The organism is Streptosporangium sp. NPDC000563, from assembly GCF_040299985.1.
GTDB lineage: Bacteria > Actinomycetota > Actinomycetes > Streptosporangiales > Streptosporangiaceae > Streptosporangium.
The window spans coordinates 229,709-246,699 of record NZ_JBEPDA010000002.1 but is presented as its reverse complement, the minus strand read 5'-3'; the positions used below and the strand labels follow the sequence as shown (position 1 = coordinate 246,699).

The 16,991-nt window shown below is 69.7% G+C and carries 10 protein-coding genes, 4 tRNA genes and 1 riboswitch; of the genes, 6 read left to right on the top strand and 8 right to left on the bottom strand.

Annotated elements, in window-relative coordinates:
• Nucleotides 1–24: 24 nt before the first annotated feature.
• The 3 genes from ABT352_RS09510 to ABT352_RS09500 form a co-directional block, all read right to left on the bottom strand.
• Complete coding sequence (locus tag ABT352_RS09510; RefSeq protein WP_350943887.1) at nt 25–909, bottom strand: hypothetical protein; 885 nt, start codon at nt 907–909, stop codon at nt 25–27.
• Between the two features lie 331 nt (nt 910–1,240).
• Complete coding sequence (locus ABT352_RS09505; RefSeq protein ID WP_350943886.1) at nt 1,241–1,765, bottom strand: NUDIX hydrolase; 525 nt, start codon at nt 1,763–1,765, stop codon at nt 1,241–1,243.
• A gap of 85 nt (nt 1,766–1,850) precedes the next feature.
• Complete coding sequence (locus tag ABT352_RS09500; protein WP_350943884.1) at nt 1,851–2,282, bottom strand: PPOX class F420-dependent oxidoreductase; 432 nt, start codon at nt 2,280–2,282, stop codon at nt 1,851–1,853.
• 755 nt (nt 2,283–3,037) lie between these two features.
• On the opposite strand from ABT352_RS09500, the gene ABT352_RS09495 reads away from it, so the two are divergent.
• Both ABT352_RS09495 and ABT352_RS09490 read left to right on the top strand, forming a co-directional pair.
• Entirely contained in the window at nt 3,038–5,989 is a 2,952-nt protein-coding gene (locus ABT352_RS09495; protein ID WP_350943883.1) for a lectin, read from the top strand.
• A gap of 120 nt (nt 5,990–6,109) precedes the next feature.
• Complete coding sequence (locus tag ABT352_RS09490; RefSeq protein ID WP_350943881.1) at nt 6,110–7,903, top strand: lectin; 1,794 nt, start codon at nt 6,110–6,112, stop codon at nt 7,901–7,903.
• A gap of 179 nt (nt 7,904–8,082) precedes the next feature.
• On the opposite strand, the gene ABT352_RS09485 is transcribed toward ABT352_RS09490, so the two are convergent.
• From ABT352_RS09485 to ABT352_RS09465, 5 genes are all read right to left on the bottom strand, one after another.
• A tRNA-Val gene (locus ABT352_RS09485) sits at nt 8,083–8,157 on the bottom strand.
• Nucleotides 8,158–8,170: 13 nt separating this feature from the next.
• Nucleotides 8,171–8,242, bottom strand: a tRNA-Gly gene (locus tag ABT352_RS09480).
• Between the two features lie 74 nt (nt 8,243–8,316).
• Nucleotides 8,317–8,387, bottom strand: a tRNA-Cys gene (locus ABT352_RS09475).
• 25 nt (nt 8,388–8,412) lie between these two features.
• Nucleotides 8,413–8,484 (bottom strand) — tRNA-Gly (locus ABT352_RS09470).
• A 90-nt stretch (nt 8,485–8,574) separates the two neighbouring features.
• Complete coding sequence (locus ABT352_RS09465; protein WP_350943879.1) at nt 8,575–10,824, bottom strand: N-acetylmuramoyl-L-alanine amidase; 2,250 nt, start codon at nt 10,822–10,824, stop codon at nt 8,575–8,577.
• Nucleotides 10,825–10,977: 153 nt separating this feature from the next.
• Between ABT352_RS09465 and ABT352_RS09460 the strand changes: the two genes are divergently transcribed.
• The 4 genes from ABT352_RS09460 (at nt 10,978) to ABT352_RS09445 (ending at nt 16,972) form a co-directional block, all read left to right on the top strand.
• Nucleotides 10,978–11,253 (top strand): hypothetical protein, encoded by a 276-nt coding sequence (locus ABT352_RS09460; RefSeq protein WP_350943877.1) that lies wholly within the window; start codon nt 10,978–10,980, stop codon nt 11,251–11,253.
• Between the two features lie 53 nt (nt 11,254–11,306).
• Complete coding sequence (gene glmS, locus ABT352_RS09455) at nt 11,307–13,127, top strand: glutamine--fructose-6-phosphate transaminase (isomerizing) (RefSeq protein WP_350943875.1); 1,821 nt, start codon at nt 11,307–11,309, stop codon at nt 13,125–13,127.
• 92 nt (nt 13,128–13,219) lie between these two features.
• A complete protein-coding gene (locus tag ABT352_RS09450; protein ID WP_350943873.1) occupies nt 13,220–14,245 on the top strand; it encodes a tripartite tricarboxylate transporter substrate-binding protein in 1,026 nt (341 codons plus the stop codon).
• A gap of 4 nt (nt 14,246–14,249) precedes the next feature.
• Nucleotides 14,250–14,450, top strand: a riboswitch (cobalamin riboswitch).
• A gap of 113 nt (nt 14,451–14,563) precedes the next feature.
• Nucleotides 14,564–16,972 carry a ribonucleoside-diphosphate reductase subunit alpha gene (locus ABT352_RS09445; protein WP_350943872.1) on the top strand — a complete coding sequence of 803 codons (2,409 nt, stop codon included), beginning with the start codon at nt 14,564–14,566 and terminating at the stop codon, nt 16,970–16,972.
• The last annotated feature ends 19 nt before the right edge of the window (nt 16,973–16,991 follow it).

Sequence of the window (16,991 nt, the reverse complement as noted above, 5' to 3'; positions counted from 1 at the left end):
CCCTCCGTTCGATCACATTTCACGTCAGCCGAGATGGCGGAAAGCCTCGTGTGCCGAGCGTACGCTCTCGCGGAGTGCTCGCTGAAGCATGTCGGCGTCACCGCTGAGATGCCTGATCTCCGGCCCGGAGAATCTGGCCGCGCCCGTCTCGGCGACGAGCTGCTCGTACTCGGGCAGATGCGCCCGCAGGACCTCGATCTGTCCCTGGGAACGCAGCGCCCGCTCGGCGTCGGACACGTGGCCGGCGTAGCGTTCCAGGGCCTCGACCCGTGCGAGTACGGCGGCCTCGCTCGCGGCCAGCGCCCGCTCCAGCGGCGCCATGGCCGCGAGCACCTCGGGGCTCCTGCCGCCCTTGGCGAGGTGGCGGTGTTTGGCCCGCAGCGAGGAGAGCTTGTTCAGCAGCCGGGCGATCTCCCACTCCTCGGCGGGGAGCATCACCGAGTTGCGCACGCTGTCGAGCATGCCCATCGCGTTGACACGCGAGCGCAGGATGTGGTCGATCGCCCTCTGGACCCGGCCGAGCTGGTGTCTGGCGTCGTAGTCGAAGTCCTCCAGGATCAGGAAGCGCCCGTGCCAGTGCCGCGAGTGCGCGTACAGCAGCCGCTCGACGGAGTCGACGGGAGAGGGCTTCCTGGCGAGGTAGACCACCCCGAGGATGAAGAGATAAAAGATGATCAGCGGGATGAGCAGGACGACGGCCTGGGGGATCGGAGCGCCGGCGAAGACGAGGCCGCCCCCCACGACGGCGACCGACCCGCCGAAGAAGCCCATGAGCACTCCCGGAACCCTGGGGGCGTCCACGTCCCTGGGCGGGCGTTTGGTGCGGAGGCGATAAAGCAACGGGCCGTTCTGGCGGAAGAGGTCGGCGACCTCCCCGGGCACCTCAGGATCGACCACCACGCGCTGCACAGGCGCCCCCTTTGCCGTGTTTCAAAAGCATAGCGATTAACCATGTTTCAGGTCATGCCTCCTTACATGGTGCTCCCTATCATCAAGTATCGCGTGCCGAAAAGAAGATCGGGATGATTGTCCGGAGATCGTCCCAGGTGGGAAGGGGGTCCTCCCGGGCCGACCAGGGGCTGAGAAGGATCCGTCCCGGTAGACGGGCCGGTGGGAGCCTCAAGGTGGTCGCGGCCGTCGAGAGCCGGCCCGGGAGGCGGATCGCCTCGTGTCCCACGGTTCGCTTCGCGCCCGGGATATCCGCAGCTCACGGTCCCGCCTGGACAGATCGTTTCGTGTCCTACGGTTCGGTGAGGACGTAGAGCAGCGCGGCCATGCTGGTGCCGCACGTGACGTCGCCCCTGCCGACCATGTCGCGGACGTCGTCGAGTGGCACCCACTCGACGCGCTCGGCCTCCCACGGGTCGGTCGGTGGGCCGATGTGGACGGCGCCGTCGGCGCGGAAGATGTGGTGGACCGAGTCGGAGAGCCCGTTGCTCGGCTGGACGCGCAGCAGCGGGCGCAGCGGTCCGGGCCGCCATCCGGTCTCCTCCTCGAACTCGCGGGCGGCGGCCGTCGCCGGCTCCTCGACGTCCTCGATCCCGCCGATGGGGATCTCCCAGCCCCACGAATCGGGGATGAAGCGATGCCGCCAGATCAGCAGCACCCGCCGCCGATCGTCGGTGACGACGGCCCCGGCCCCCGGCGCGGTACGGATCAGCCGGTAGTCCAGGCGCCTGCCGTCGGGAAGCTCCACGTCCGCGACCCGGACATCGAGCCACCGATCGGTGTAGAGAGGTTCTTCTGAGTGGACCTGCCAGCGCATGCGGTGTGCTCCCAGCCTGTTACCTGATCTCGTCCACGCTACCGAGGGCGCGGCCCCGGACGTTCGGCGTTTCTCCCGGACGCCGTCAGCCGATCCTCTCGCCGTACACGTGGTCGACCGTCATGACCATGAGCACCCGGCGGTCGGAGACCATCACCGCCCGGTACTCGTCCCAGTCCGGGTGCTCTCCGGCGGCGAGGCGGTAGTAGCGCACCAGTGCCTCGACCTCGGGACCGTGCGGATCGTTTCCCGGCCCGGTGAGTGTCGCCGTGCCCTCGGCGGTGACCCATGCCAGACCGTCGGGGGCGGTCACCTCCAGTGTGGCGCGCGGGTCTCGCCGCAGGTTCGCCGTCTTGGCGCGTCCCTCGGTCATCGAGACGTAGACGACCTTGGCCTCCGGGTCGTAGAAGGGCATGACGGGGGAGAGCTGGGGGCGGCCGTCGGACTTGATCGTCGCGAGGACACCGAGGCGGCTTTCCGCGAGCAGTGCGCGCGGATCGAATGGTGTGGCGGTCATGCTCAGGGCCAAGGCGCGACCGGATGCCGATTATTCCCCCGCGACGCGGGGCCGAGAGGGCGGGGGCGCTTCGCCGGGGGCGAGGACACGGGGCACTTCGCCGAGATCGAAGACCTCCCATCAGTACGACACATCTGAACGTTTCATGCGGGCTGGTCGGCACAGGTGACCGCGCGACAGGCATCGTCCCAGGTAGAGGCGGAAAACGGCTCACCATGCCCGGAACGGCGGTGTGCTATTTGCGAAATAAGTAGGCTTAAAGTCTTGACGGGGATAAGCGCCCGGAACGTAATGGGTAGTGAGGTCCCAGGGGTGATCCTTCCGGTGCCTCCGCGGCTGGATCACATGAGCGGGATGTGGGGACGCTTCGCGCCCTCCACGTCGTGATCGGCCATGTCGACATTCACCACCTCGCCGCACCATGCCTTCTTTCGTGGTGTCACCGGTGAGGCGCACCCTCCTGGGAGAAGCACGTGACCGATCGAACGAGCCCCGCGGCCGAGGCCCGCCTCGGCCCGGCGTGGCCGTCCCCATCGGTGTCGTGATGGCCAGGAGACCGCCTCCGCCGCCCCGCCGATCGCGGTCACCATGCCACGGAACGGCATGATCCGGACGATCCCCGACCTGGATCCGCGCAGTCGGCCGTCGCCGTACGTCTCCTCGTTCGGCGACGGTCTCCACCTCGGGAGGGCGTCACCCACCTGAGGCGGAGGGCGTGACCTGACCCACACCCCCCACCCCCCGAAGGAACCACCGTGCAACCATCTTCGCCTGCTACGGCGCGCAGACCGGTCCTGACCGGTATCGTCGCCGGGTTGCTGGCCGCGGCGTTCACCCTCGTCGCCCCCGTCACCTCCACCCTCGCGGCCACCCCGGCCCTGCACGCGTCATCATCCGGCGTCAACGGAGCGGGTTCGTCGTACCAGGCGCTCGCGCTGAACATCCCGGCATCCGACTACCAGCAGATCTCACTCGCGTCGGGCGGTAACGAGATCGGCGAGGCGATGTCACTGGCCGTGTTGCCGAACAGATCGGTCCTCCACACGGCCCGCGACGGCACACTGCGCGTGACCGACGTCAACGGCAACACGAAGGTGTCCGCCAGGCTCAACGTCTACACCCATGACGAGGAGGGCCTGCAGGGGGTCGGAGTCGATCCGAACTTCGCCACGAACCGGTACGTCTGGCTGTACTACTCACCCCGGCTGAGCACGCCGAACGGCGACGCCCCGGCTACCGGCACCCAGGCGCAGTTCGACCAGTGGAAGGGCGAGTTCTACCTGTCCCGTTTCACCCTCAGGTCGGATGAAACGCTCGACACGGCCAGCGAGAAGGTGGTCCTGCGGGTCGCCAACGACCGCGGTCAGTGCTGTCACGCGGGCGGTGACATCGACTTCGACGCGCAGGGCAACCTGTACCTGACCACCGGCGACGACACCAACCCCTTCGAGTCGAGCGGCTACTCCCCGCTGGACGAGCGGACCAACCGCAACCCGCAGTACGACGCCCAGCGCTCGGCCGGCAACACCAACGACCTGCGCGGCAAGCTGCTGCGGATCACGCCGCAGGCGGACGGCACCTACACGATCCCCAGCGGCAACCTGTTCGCGCCGGGGACGGCGAGGACGCGGCCGGAGATCTACGCGATGGGCCTGCGCAACCCGTTCCGGATGAGCGTCGACAAGGCGACCGGCGTCGTCTACCTGGGCGACTACGGGCCGGACGCGGGGTCGACCAACTCCAACCGGGGACCGAGCGGTCAGGTGGAGTTCAACCGCATCACCTCCGCCGGCAACTACGGCTGGCCCTACTGCACGGGCAGCAACACCACCAGCGAGACCTACAACGAGTGGGACTTCGCCTCCAACAGCACCGGCCCGAAGTACAACTGCTCGGGAGGCCCGACCAACAACTCCTTCCGCAACACCGGACTGACCACGCTGCCCCCGGCCAAGCCGGCGTGGATCAAGTACGCCGGTGACTCCGGCTCGCCGCCGGAGTTCGGCAGCGGCTCGGAGTCGCCGATGGGCGGCCCGGTCTACCGCTACGACGCGAACCTGAACTCAAGCGTCAAGTTCCCCCAGACGCTCAACGGACGGTTCTTCGCCGGCGAGTACGGCCGCCGCTGGATCAAGGCCATCGAGGTGAAGAGCGACGGCGGTTACGGCGAGATCTCCTCGTTCCCCTGGTCGGGGACGCAGGTGATGGACATGGCCTTCGGTCCCGACGGAGCGCTGTACGTGCTGGACTACGGCACGGGAAGCAACAACCAGGCGCTCTACCGGATCGAGTACATCGGCCAGGCGGCCAACCGCAACCCGATCGCGAGGGCCTCGGCCGACAAGACCTCGGGAGCGGCTCCGCTGACGGTGAACTTCTCCTCGTCGGGCAGTTCCGACCCCGAGGGCGGCGCGCTGACGTACTCGTGGAACTTCGGCGACGGCACCACCTCCACCGCCGCCAACCCGACCAAGACCTACACCACCAACGGCTCGTACACCGCCACGCTCACCGTGCGCGACCCGCAGGGGCTGACCGGAGGCGCGAGTGTCAGCGTGACCGTCGGCAACACCGCCCCGTCCGTCACGCTCACGACGCCGGGCGACGGTCAGCTGTTCTCCTTCGGCGACACGGTGCCGTTCCAGGTCAGCGTGAGCGACCCCGAGGACGGCACGATCGACTGCTCGAAGGTGACGGTCACCTACTCGCTCGGCCATGACAGCCACGCTCACCAGATCACCTCCAGGAACGGCTGCAGCGGCTCCATCGCGGTGCCGGTCGACGGCGAGCACGACTCCGCGGCGAACATCTTCGGTGTCTTCGTGGCCTCCTACACCGACGGGGGCGGCCTGACCGCCACCAGCAGCCGGACGCTGCAGCCACGGTACCGGCAGGCCGAGCACTTCGGCGCCCAGCAGGGCGTGCAGACGGCGGACCACGCCGGCGCCGATGGCGGCAGGACGGCCGGCTTCGTCGACGACGGCGACTGGATCTCCTTCCAGCCGTACAACCTGAGCAACGTCACGAGCTTCACCGCGCGGGTGTCCTCGGCGGGCGCGGGCGGCCGGATCGAGGTACGGGCGGGCTCGGCCACGGGCACGCTGCTGGGATCGGTGAACGTCACGAGCACCGGTAGCTGGGAGACCTTCGCCAACGTCTCGGCGAACATCAGCGGCGGGCCGAGCGGCGCCACGACGCTGTACCTCGTCTTCCGCGGCGCGACCGGCCAGGGCTACCTGTTCGACCTGGACTCCTTCACCTTCGGCACCGGTACGACGCCCAACCCGACGCCGACGCCGACGCCTTCCGGGCCTTCCGGTGACACGAGCGCGTTGCGCGGGGTGGCGTCGAACCGGTGCCTGGACGTCAGCGGTGCCTCGCAGACCAACGGTGCGGCGGTGAACATCTGGGACTGCAACGGCCAGGCCAACCAGCGGTGGACCTCGACCAGTGCGGGTGAGCTGCGGGTGTACGGCAACAAGTGCCTGGACGTGAACGGGGCCGGGACGGCGAACGGCACGGTGTTGATCATCTGGGACTGCAACGGTCAGAACAACCAGAAGTGGCGTTTCAACTCGGACGGCACGATCACCGCGATCGGTAGCGGCAAGTGCCTGGACGTGTCCAACTCCGGTACGGCCAACGGCACCAGAGCGCACATCTGGACCTGCCAGGGCAGCACCAGCCAGAGATGGAACCGCGTCTGAGGCGGTCCGCCTCCTACGCGACCCCGACCACTCCACGAGCACCTCATCGATGTGGCGCCCGGCGCGGCCCGGCTCATCGCCGAAAAGGCCCCGCCGGGCGCCACGATGGAAGGACGACCAATGCTTCGACATCTGATATCCGCCGCGGGCGGCGACCGCAGGACACCCGTGCTGCGACGCCTCTCGGCCGCCGCGGTGGCGCTCACCGCCGCCGCCGCCACGATGATGGTCCCCGCCGTCCCCGCCCAGGCCGCCGCCTTCAAGGTGCTGGTCTTCTCCAAGACGGCCGGGTTCCGGCACGACGCGATCCCCGTCGGCATCCAGGCCATCCGCGACCTGGGGGCTTCCAACGACTTCACCGTGGACGCGACCGAGGACTCCAACGCCTTCAGCGGGTCCAACCTCGCCCAGTACAAGGCGGTGGTGTTCCTCAACACCACCGGTGACGTGCTGAACGACACCCAGCAGAACGCCTTCCAGTCGTACGTGGACGGCGGCGGCGGATATGTGGGAGTGCATTCGGCCGCCGACACCGAGTACAACTGGCCGTACTACGGGCAGCTGGTGGGTGCCTGGTTCAACAGCCATCCGGCGATCCAGCAGGCGACGGTGCGGAACGAGGACCGGGCGCACGCCGCGACCGCCCATCTGGGGACGACATGGTCCCGGTCCGACGAGTGGTACAGCTATCGGAGCAACCCCCGTCCGAACGTGCGGGTCCTGCAGAACCTGGACGAGAGCAGCTACAGCGGCGGTGGCATGGGTGACCACCCGATCACCTGGTGCCGTCCCCAGGCCTCCGGCCGCTCGTTCTACACCGGGCTGGGCCACACCCAGGCGTCGTACTCGGACTCGAACTTCCGCACGCTGCTGCTGGGCGGAATCCGGTACGCGGCCAAGGCGGTCAACGCCGACTGCCGCCCGGAGACCGGCTACACGGCGTTGTACAACGGGTCGACGACGGGCTGGTCGCAGGCCGGTCCGGGGTCGTTCGCGAACAGCAACGCCACGCTGACCTCCCAGGGTGGCATGGGCATGCTGTGGTACAGCGCCAAGGAGTTCGGCTCCTACTCGCTCAAGCTCGACTGGAGACTGACCGGCGACTCCAACTCGGGGGTGATCGTCGGGTTCCCGGCCACCAGTGACCCGAACGCGGCGCTCAACACCGGGCACGAGGTGCAGATCGACGCGACCGACAGCGCCGACAAGACGACAGGTGCGATCTACGGCTTCAAGGCGGCGGACATCGCCGCACGTGACGCGGCGCTGAACCCGCCGGGTCAGTGGAACACCTACGAGTTGCTGGTGGAGGGTGAGCGGCTGCAGGTGTTCCTGAACGGCGCGAAGATCAACGACTTCACCAACACCGACCCGGTCCGCTCGCTCCAGCAGGGCTACATCGGCATCCAGAACCACGGGTCCGGCGACGTGGCGGCGTTCCGCAACATCCGCATCAAGGAACTGACCACCCCGAACCCGACCCCGACCCCGACGCCAACCCCGACGCCCTCGCCGACGCCCACCGCGAGCACGAGCGCGTTGCGTGGGGTGGCGTCGAACCGGTGCCTGGACGTCAGCGGCGCCTCGCAGAGCAACGGTGCGGCGGTGAACATCTGGGACTGCAACGGCCAGGCCAACCAGCGGTGGACCTCGACCAGTTCGGGTGAGCTGCGGGTGTACGGCAACAAGTGCCTGGACGTGAACGGGGCCGGGACCGCGAACGGCACGGTGGTGATCATCTGGGACTGCAACGGTCAGAACAACCAGAAGTGGCGTTTCAACTCGGACGGCACGATCACCGCGATCGGCAGCGGCAAGTGCCTGGACGTGTCCAACTCCGGCACGGCCAACGGCACCAGGGTGCAGATCTGGACCTGTCAGGGCAGCACCAACCAGAGATGGAACCGCGTGTGACCGTGATGTGACGTGACTCCGGAGCCGGTCCGCCCTCGGCGGGCCGGCTCCAGGGGGCGTCCCCGCCGGACGGGGGTGGCCGGATTCCGGCGGGCTATACGAAGCAGAAGGCCGCCAACGCCCCTGAGCAGGGATTTTGGCGGCCATTCGACGTGATCGACCCATGGATTCCATGGGGGTGGTGGACGATACAGGGATTGAACCTGTGACCTCTTCCGTGTCAGGGAAGCGCTCTCCCGCTGAGCTAATCGTCCTCGGGTGAATCAGAGCGGAAGACGGGATTCGAACCCGCGACCCTCACCTTGGCAAGGTGATGCTCTACCACTGAGCCACTTCCGCGTATTCGCTTCGGGTTTCCCCTCGGCGCTCGCACCACTTTACCGGATCCCGGAGGGTCCGATGGTCGTGCGTTGAGGTGGAGACGGGATTTGAACCCGTGTAGACGGCTTTGCAGGCCGTTGCCTCGCCTCTCGGCCACTCCACCGGTCAGGCCCCTGGAGGCCCGCCGGAGCGGAAGACGGGATTCGAACCCGCGACCCTCACCTTGGCAAGGTGATGCTCTACCACTGAGCCACTTCCGCGTGATCCCCGGGAAACGGCTCCGGGGCACGTGAAAACTCTAGCGCCTCCGCAGGGCGGATGTGCGCAACGGGCCGGATCATCGGAGAGCCTCATCCGGTGACCGATCGGACGTCGGAGGCCCGGACGAACATGATCCGGTGCCCGAACTGGATCTGCCGGTAGCGGGCGTCGCCCGTGACGACGCGGTGTTCCGACGGGTCGAAGGAGGCCGCCCTGAGGTACGAGCCCCGTGTCGCCGGGCCGGAGCTGTAGGCCTGCCCGGCCGGTATCGAGTACTGCAGCGGGGTCAGGGCCTGCGCGGGAACGCCCCTCGGGTAGGCGGGTTTCATCGGATAGGCCCTGCCGTACACCTTGATCGGGGAACGGCCCGGCCTGGGCGTCACCAGGGGGCCGGACACGCGCACGGAGGTGGGGGCGGTGGCCGGGTCGTGGAACCACGCCTTCTGGCCGAGGTACCAGATCGCGGTCCAGTCGCCCCTGCGTTCGGCGAGCGCGTACCGCTGGCCGGTGGAGGCGCGGGCGGCGTGGTCGTAGACGCTGTACGTGGAGTCGCCGGTGGGGTGCTTGCCGATGTCCTTGACCAGCGGCGCGGTGGCGGAGGGGCGCGTGCGCAGCCAGACCGAGGCGGCGCCCAGGTCACGGCACCCCCCGCCGCAGCCGGTGAACCCCGGTCTGTTGGTGCCGTAGTCGGGCCTGATCAGCACCGAGCGCGCGGCGTCGCCGCCCGAGGCGCGCAGCGGCCTGCCGAGCAACTCGAAGTAGTGGGCCCAGTCCCAGTAGGGGCCGGGGTCCTCGTGCATGCCTGCCACGGTCTCCGGGGTGGTGGCCGGCACGTTGTCGTGTCCCAGGATGTGGGCCCGGTCGAGGGGGATGTCGTACTTGGCCGCGAGGTGGCGGACCAGCCTGGCCGAGGCGAGGTACATCGCCTCGGTGTACCAGGCGCCGCCCTTGGCCAGGTAGCCCTCGTGCTCCAGGCCGATGGAACGGGAGTTGACGTACCAGTTTCCCGCGTGCCAGCCGATGTCCCTGGCCCGCAGGTGCTGGGCGATGTGGCCGTCGGCGGAGCGGATGGTGAAGTGCCAGCTCAGGTAGGTGGGGTCTTTGGCCAGGCGGGTCATCGCGTCGTAGCTCGTCTCCCCGTCGTGGATCACGATGTAGTCGATCTCCCGAGGGCCGTCGGAGCGGTCGTGATTGCCGTACCCGCCGCCGGGGAGCCGTTCGTAGGCGGCGGGGAGCCACTCGCAGGAGACGCTCTTCGGGCAGTCGGGCCCCGGAGCGGGCATCATGGCGATCTTCTTGGCGGGGATGGGCGTCGGGGTGGCGGCCTGAGTGGGGGTGGGTGACGCGGAGGGCGGCACGGCGGGTGGTTCGGTGGGTGGCACGGCGGGTGGTTCGGTGGGCGAGGCGCGCCGTTCCAGGGAGAGCGGTGCTCGCGGATCGGACGGTCCCGAGGGCTTCGCCGGGGCGGGCCGAGCGAAGGCCGCGAGGAACGCGGGAGACGACGCGGGAGACGACGCGGGAGACACGGAAGGCGGCGTGGAGGGCGCGGGAGGCGCAGAAGGTGCAGGAGGCGCAGGGGGCGAGAGGGGCGCGGGCAGGTCGGGTGTGGCGGGGAGGACAACCCGCTCGCCGTCGTCGGTCACCCGGGCGGCACCGGCCCTGATCGTCGCGTAGACCTCGTCGGCGAAGGAGAACGCGGCATCCTCGTCCGCCGCGCCCCTCTCCCGGGTGCCGGGGTATCGGGCGACGGCCTCGTACCAGCCGGCCGGGTCGTCGCGAGGGTTCCCGCCGGCACGGCGCCGGTAGTCGGCGAGCAGCGCGGCGCCGCCCATGATGTTGGCGGAGGCGTCCTCGCGCAGCCGGTCGGGGGGCAGGCCGGTCAGTTCGGCGGCCCGCCGCAGGGTGTCTCGCGGCCGGTCCTTCGCGACGGAAGGAACGGCGATCAGGCGAGGCCGGGTCTCGTCGCCACGCGGGTCCTCCCCGGTGCCGTGGGGCCGTCCGGGTGCGGCCCGGCCGTCGACCAGGTGCATCGGGCCGTATCCCGCGGAGACGCTGGGCCGCCCGTCGTGGCCCTCCCAGCGGGATTCCAGGTAGGAGACCGCGAGCAGCACGCTCTCCGGCACCCCGTACGTCCGTGCGGCCCTGGTGAATGCGGCCTGCCTGCCGGACCGCGTCCTCGTTCCCGTCGTCGTCGTGCCGGGCGGTGTGGTGGTCGCGGAGAGGGCCGGGGACGTCCGGGGGTGCGCCGGCCGGTCCTCGGGACGTGCCGCCTGCGCGGGGGCGACCGAGGCGAGGACGGTGAGAGCGGTGACGACGGTGATCCCTGGCAGGCGGCGCATGGCGGTTCCTCCCCCTCTGGCAACTACTTAGAGTTATCAGAGATTACCGACTGTCGCGCATTGCGGTGGGGTTGTGATGTCGAAGAGATTCTCTGCCCGAAATCGGGCAGGAAACTTGGTGTGTTCCCCCCCGGATGCGTATGGTCCTGATCTGTGTCCACGGCACGGAATCCGCATGAGGATCTGATCACCCACCTGATCCGGACGAGCGCGCTCGGTCCCGGTGAGGCGGCGCGGGTCGTCGCGGACGTGCTGGCCTACTTCTCCGAGCCCGTCGACGAGTTCGTCCGGCGGCGCCACACGGAGCTCAGGGCCAGGGGGCTGGTCAACGACGAGATCTTCCCCAGGGTCGCCGCCGAGCTGGCGGTACGCCGTGTCGCGGCACCCGAGCTCTCCCTGCGACAGCTTCGCCGGATCGTCTATGGGTAGCAGGCGACGGCACCTCGATCGTTTAGCGATGTTCATGGATAAGGAGCGGTTACATGTGCGGAATCGTGGCCTATGTAGGGCCCAAGGACGCGGCGCCCATCCTGCTGGAGGGCCTGCAGCGTCTTGAGTACCGGGGCTACGACTCGGCCGGTGTGGTGATCTCCAACAAGGGCCTCAAGATGCGCAAGGTCAAGGGCCGGGTGGCCGACCTGGCGGCGGTCGTGCCCTCGCGGTTCAAGGGCGGCCTGGGCATCGGTCACACCCGCTGGGCCACCCACGGCGCGCCCAGCGACGTCAACGCCCACCCGCACCTGTCCACCGACGAGCGCATCGCCGTCGTGCACAACGGCATCATCGAGAACGCCGACGAGCTGCGCGCCAAGCTGGAGGCCGACGGCGCGATCTTCCTGTCGGAGACCGACACCGAGGTGCTGTCGCACCTGATCGCCCGCACGGTCAAGGAGGCCGACTCGCTGGAGGAGGCCGTGCGGACCGCGCTCAAGCGGGTCGTCGGCACGTACGGGATCGCGGTGATCGACTCCGAGCGTCCCGGCGAGGTGGTCGTGGCGCGCAACGGCAGCCCCATCGTGCTGGGCATCGGCGAGAAGGAGATGTTCGCCGCCTCCGACGTGGCCGCGCTGGTCCGCTACACGCGCCAGGTGGTGCACCTGGAGGACGGCGAGATCGCCGTGCTGCGGGCCGACGGGTTCAACACCTTCGCCAGCGACGCGCGGGAGACGGCGAAGGAGACGCTGACCGTCGACTGGGAGGCCGGGCACTACGACACCGGCGGCTACGAGCACTACCTGCTCAAGGAGATCTCCGAGCAGCCCGACACGGTGGCCAGGACGCTGCGCGGGCGGCTGGACGACCGCTTCCACATCGCCCACCTGGGCGGTCTCAACATGGACGCGCGGGAGAGCCGCTCGTTCCGCCGAGTGAAGATCATCGGCTGCGGTTCCGCGTACTACTCTGGCCAGATCGGCGCGCAGCTCATCGAGGAACTGGCGCGCATCCCCGCCGACGCGGAGCCGGCGAGCGAGTTCCGCTACCGCAGCCCGGTGGTGGAGGCCGACACCCTCTACGTGGCGATCAGCCAGTCCGGTGAGACCTACGACACCCTCGCCGCCGTGCAGGAGCTCAAGCGCAAGGGCGGCCGGGTGCTGGGCATCGTCAACACGGTGGGCAGCGCGATCGCCCGCGAGTGCGACGGCGGTGTCTACCTGCACGCGGGCCCCGAGGTCTCGGTGGCGAGCACCAAGGCGTTCACCTCGACCGCCGTGGCCTTCGCGCTGCTCGCGCTGCACCTGGGCCGGGTGCGCGACCTGTCTCCCGCCGACGGCCGCAGGATCTGTGACGGCCTGCGCAGGCTGCCGGACCAGATCAAGGAGATCCTGGCGCTGGAGTCGCAGATCAAGGAACTGGCGGGCAAGTACGCCGAGTCGCCGAGCATGATGTTCGTGGGCCGGGTGAGGGGTTATCCGGTGGCCCGCGAGGGCGCGCAGAAGCTCAAGGAGATCTCGTACGTGCACGCCGAGGCCTATCCGGCGAGCGAGCTGAAGCACGGGCCGCTGGCGCTGATCGGCCCGGACATGCCGACGGTGGCGATCGTTCCCGACGACGAGCTGCTGGACAAGAACCTCACCACGCTGGGTGAGATCCGCGCCCGGGGCGGCCGGGTGCTCATGGTGGGCCACCGCGACGCCGACCCCAAGCTCGCCGACGACTGCGTCGTGGTGCCCAAGAACGAGACAGAGCTGGACCCGATCCTGCTCTCGATCCCGCTGCAGCTCTTCGCCTACCACGCGGCGGTGGCCCTGGGCCGCGACGTCGACAAGCCCAGGAACCTGGCCAAGAGCGTCACGGTGGAGTGAGCCCCGCGCCCTTTCCCTCCCCCCCGTCTCGTCACAGATAGTGATGGAGTACTAACCTGTGGTATAGGGGGTTCTTGGGGGAAGGGGCGCTTATGCGCCGTAGGGGGTTTTTCGCGTTGGCGGCGGGGGTGCTGCTCGCCGCGGGGTGCGGCGCGAACGACGCCGGCTCGGTGGTGAAGCGCCTGCTCCTCCTCGAACCGACCGCCGACGGCCACGGCTGGGACAGGATCGCGGGCAGGCTGGCGACCGTCGCGGTCCAGGCGGGACTGGCGCGCACCGCGATGGCCGTCGAGCGGGGCGGCGCCCTGGGCTCCGCCCCTCGCGACGCGTTCGGCGCCTTCGGTGCCTTCGGCGGCCCCTTCGCGCGAGAGGGCAGGCTGCTCGTCACCGCGATGCCGATGGTGGCGGCCGCGGAGATCGCCAACACCGTCGCCGTGGTGAACGCCGCCACCCCCATCGCCCGCCTGGTCGGCGACTGGGCGGTCCTGGTCGTCCCCGCCGACTCCCGCCTGCTGACCTTCGAGGACTTCGCCGCGGGGTTGCGCCGGAACCCGGCGGGGCTCGCGGTCGGCGGCCGGTCGGAGGGGGGCTCCGAGCACGTGCTCTACGGCATGATCGGCAAGTGCCTCGGGGTGGACACCCGGCTGCTGGAGTATGCCGGATACCTTACCCCCGAGGACGCCGTGGAGGCGCTCCAGGCGGGCCAGGTGGCGGCCCTGCTGGGATCGGCGCGTGCTCTGCGCTCCGAGATCGCCGCGGGCCGTATGCGGCCCCTGGCGGTCTCCTCCGGCGACAGGATCGACGGGATCGACGCGCCGACGCTCAGAGAGGTCGACGTCCGGCTGGAGTACAGCGACTGGTGCGGCCTGCTGGGGCCCAAGGACATGAGCCCGGAGGACAGGGACGCCGCGATCGCCCTGTGCGACAGGCTCGACGCCGCGCCACGCTGGCGCTCCCTGTGCGCGGCCCACGGCTGGAGCCGGGTCTATCTCAGCGGCGACGACTTTCGCCAGTGGCTCGCCACCGAGACGGCCCGCACCCGCGGTGTGCTTCACGAGCTCGGGCTACTGAAGTCCTCCGACACAACCTGTTGGGGTAGTTGCGTCAGGCGCCCCTAGATGTAGGATCCTGCTCGTTGCTGGTTCGCCCCGCAGGGGGCGAGGCAAGAGGGAACCCGGTGAGATTCCGGGACTGCCCCGCAGCGGTGAACGGGAACGAAAGCCGTCATTGAGCACTGGGTGATCCATACCTGGGAAGCGACGGCCGGTAGGCATGCGCGTCGCGCCCGTGAGTCCGAAGACCTGCCGGTGACGTGAATGTCCAGGGCCTCGTGGGAGGGCCCGCGGAACGAGGCGATCCGGCGTGCCCGGGATCGCTCGCGGACGCGTGCCATCCGGCGGAGCCTGGGGCGAGTCCGATCGAGCGAGGGGCACCAGGTGACACAGGCATTGGCGGAGACCGCGACGGGGAGCACGGCGGCGACCGCGACGGGCGACAGCGGCGTCGAAGGCGCGGTGGTGACCGCGTCGGGCCATGGCGGCACGGGAAACACCGGGAACACCGGGAACGCGCGGAGCGCCGCGGTGGCCGCGACGGGCGACGACGGCGCCGGGAGCGTCGGGAGCGTCGGGAGCGCCACGGACGCCCGCAGGCTGGCCATCGACGAGGCCGCCGCCCGGGTGATCACCGATCCCGAGAACTCCAGGGTCGCCGCCGCGATGCTGGCCGAGCTGATCGCCGACGAGGCCGCCGAGCACGGCGTCCGCGCCTTCTCCGAGTCCGTCGCCGCGACCCACGAGGCGGGGCTGGTCGCCGACGGGCTCGCGAGGTTCGTGTCCGCCCACGCCGCGGTCCTGGACGCGCTGGTCGATCCGGAGGCGGACGCCAGGTTCGAGTACTTCGGGCTGCGCACCGTCTACGACCGCTACCTGCTGCGCCACCCGAGGACCCGCAAGGTCCTGGAGCGCCCGCAGCACTTCTTCCTGCGGGTGGCCTGCGGCCTGGCCGAGACCGTCGAGGAGGCCGCCGAGCTGTACGCGCTCATGGCCACTCTGTCCTACCTGCCCAGTTCGCCCACGCTGTTCAACTCGGGCTCGCGCAGGCCCCAGCTTTCCTCGTGCTTCCTGCTCGACTCGCCCCGCGACGAGCTGGAGTCCATCTACGAGCGCTACGGGCAGGTCGCGCGGCTGTCGAAGTACGCGGGGGGCATCGGGATCGCCTGGACCAGGGTCCGCTCGCGGGGCTCGCTGATCCGGGGCACCAACGGACACTCCAACGGCATCGTGCCCTGGCTGCGCACGCTCGACTCCAGCGTCGCCGCGGTGAACCAGGGAGGCCGCCGCAAGGGCGCGGCCTGCGTCTACCTGGAGCCCTGGCACGCCGACGTCGAGGAGTTCCTGGAACTGCGCGACAACACCGGCGAGGAGGCCCGCCGCACGCACAACCTGAACCTGGCCAACTGGATCCCCGACGAGTTCATGCGCCGGGTCGAGGCCGACGGCCTCTGGTCGCTGTTCGACCCCAAGGAGGTCCCGCACCTCACCGACCTGTACGGCGCCGCGTTCGACGACGCCTACCGGGTGGCCGAGGCCGAGGGCCGCTTCACCCGGCGGATCCCCGCCCGCACCCTGTACGGGCGGATGATGCGCACGCTCGCCCAGACCGGCAACGGCTGGATGACCTTCAAGGACGCGGCGAACCGTACCTCCAACCAGACGGCGAGGCCCGAGAACGTCATCCACCTGTCGAACCTCTGCACCGAGATCCTGGAGGTCACCGGCGACGCCGAGACCGCCGTCTGCAACCTCGGCTCGATCAACCTCGCCGCCCACCTGTCAGGGGACCTCGAGGACGGGATCGACTGGGCGCGGCTGCGCGCGACGGTCCGTACCGCGGTGCGGTTCCTCGACCGGACCATCGACCTGGGTTTCTACCCGACTCCCGAGGCGGAGGCGGCCAACCGGCGGTGGCGTCCGATCGGGCTCGGCCTGATGGGCCTGGCCGACGTGCTGTTCGCGCTGCGGCTGCCGTTCGACTCGCCGCGCGCGCTGGAGCTGTCCACCCGGATCTCCGAGGAGATCGCGCTCGCCGCCTACCGGACCTCCTCGGACCTGGCCGTCGAGCGTGGCCGCCATCCCTCGTACGAGGAGACCAGGGCCGCCGCCGGGGTGCTGCACCCCGACCACTACGGGGCCGCGACGTCGGCCGCGTGGACGGAGCTCAGGGGGCGGATCGCGGAGACCGGCCTGCGCAACTCGCTGATGATCGCGATCGCGCCGACGGCCACGATCGCCTCCATCGCCGGTTGCTACGAGTGCATCGAGCCGCAGGTCTCCAACGTCTTCAAGCGCGAGACCCTCTCGGGGGAGTTCCTCCAGGTCAACCGCTATCTCGTCCGCGACCTCCAGGCCCGCGGACTGTGGACGGCGCCGATCCGCGACGCGATCAAGCGCGCCGACGGCTCGGTCCAGGACATCCCCGAGATCCCCGCCGACCTGCGGCTGCTCTACCGGACCGCCTGGGAGCTGCCGCAGAAGGCGCTGATCGACCTGGCCGCCGCGCGCACCCCGTACATCGACCAGTCGCAGTCGCTGAACCTCTTCATGGCCACGCCGACCATCGGCAAGCTCTCCTCGATGTACGCCTACGCGTGGAAGTCGGGCCTGAAGACCACCTACTACCTGCGCTCGCGCCCGGCCACCCGGATCGCGCAGGCCACCGTGGCGGCCCCGGCGGAACGGGCCGCGGCCGAGCCCGGGGCGGTGTCCGGGGTCGTGTCCGAAGTCGTGTCCGAGGCCGTCGCCTGCTCCCTGGAGAACCCCGAGTACTGCGACGCCTGCCAGTAGCCGTCCGGTCCGTCGACAA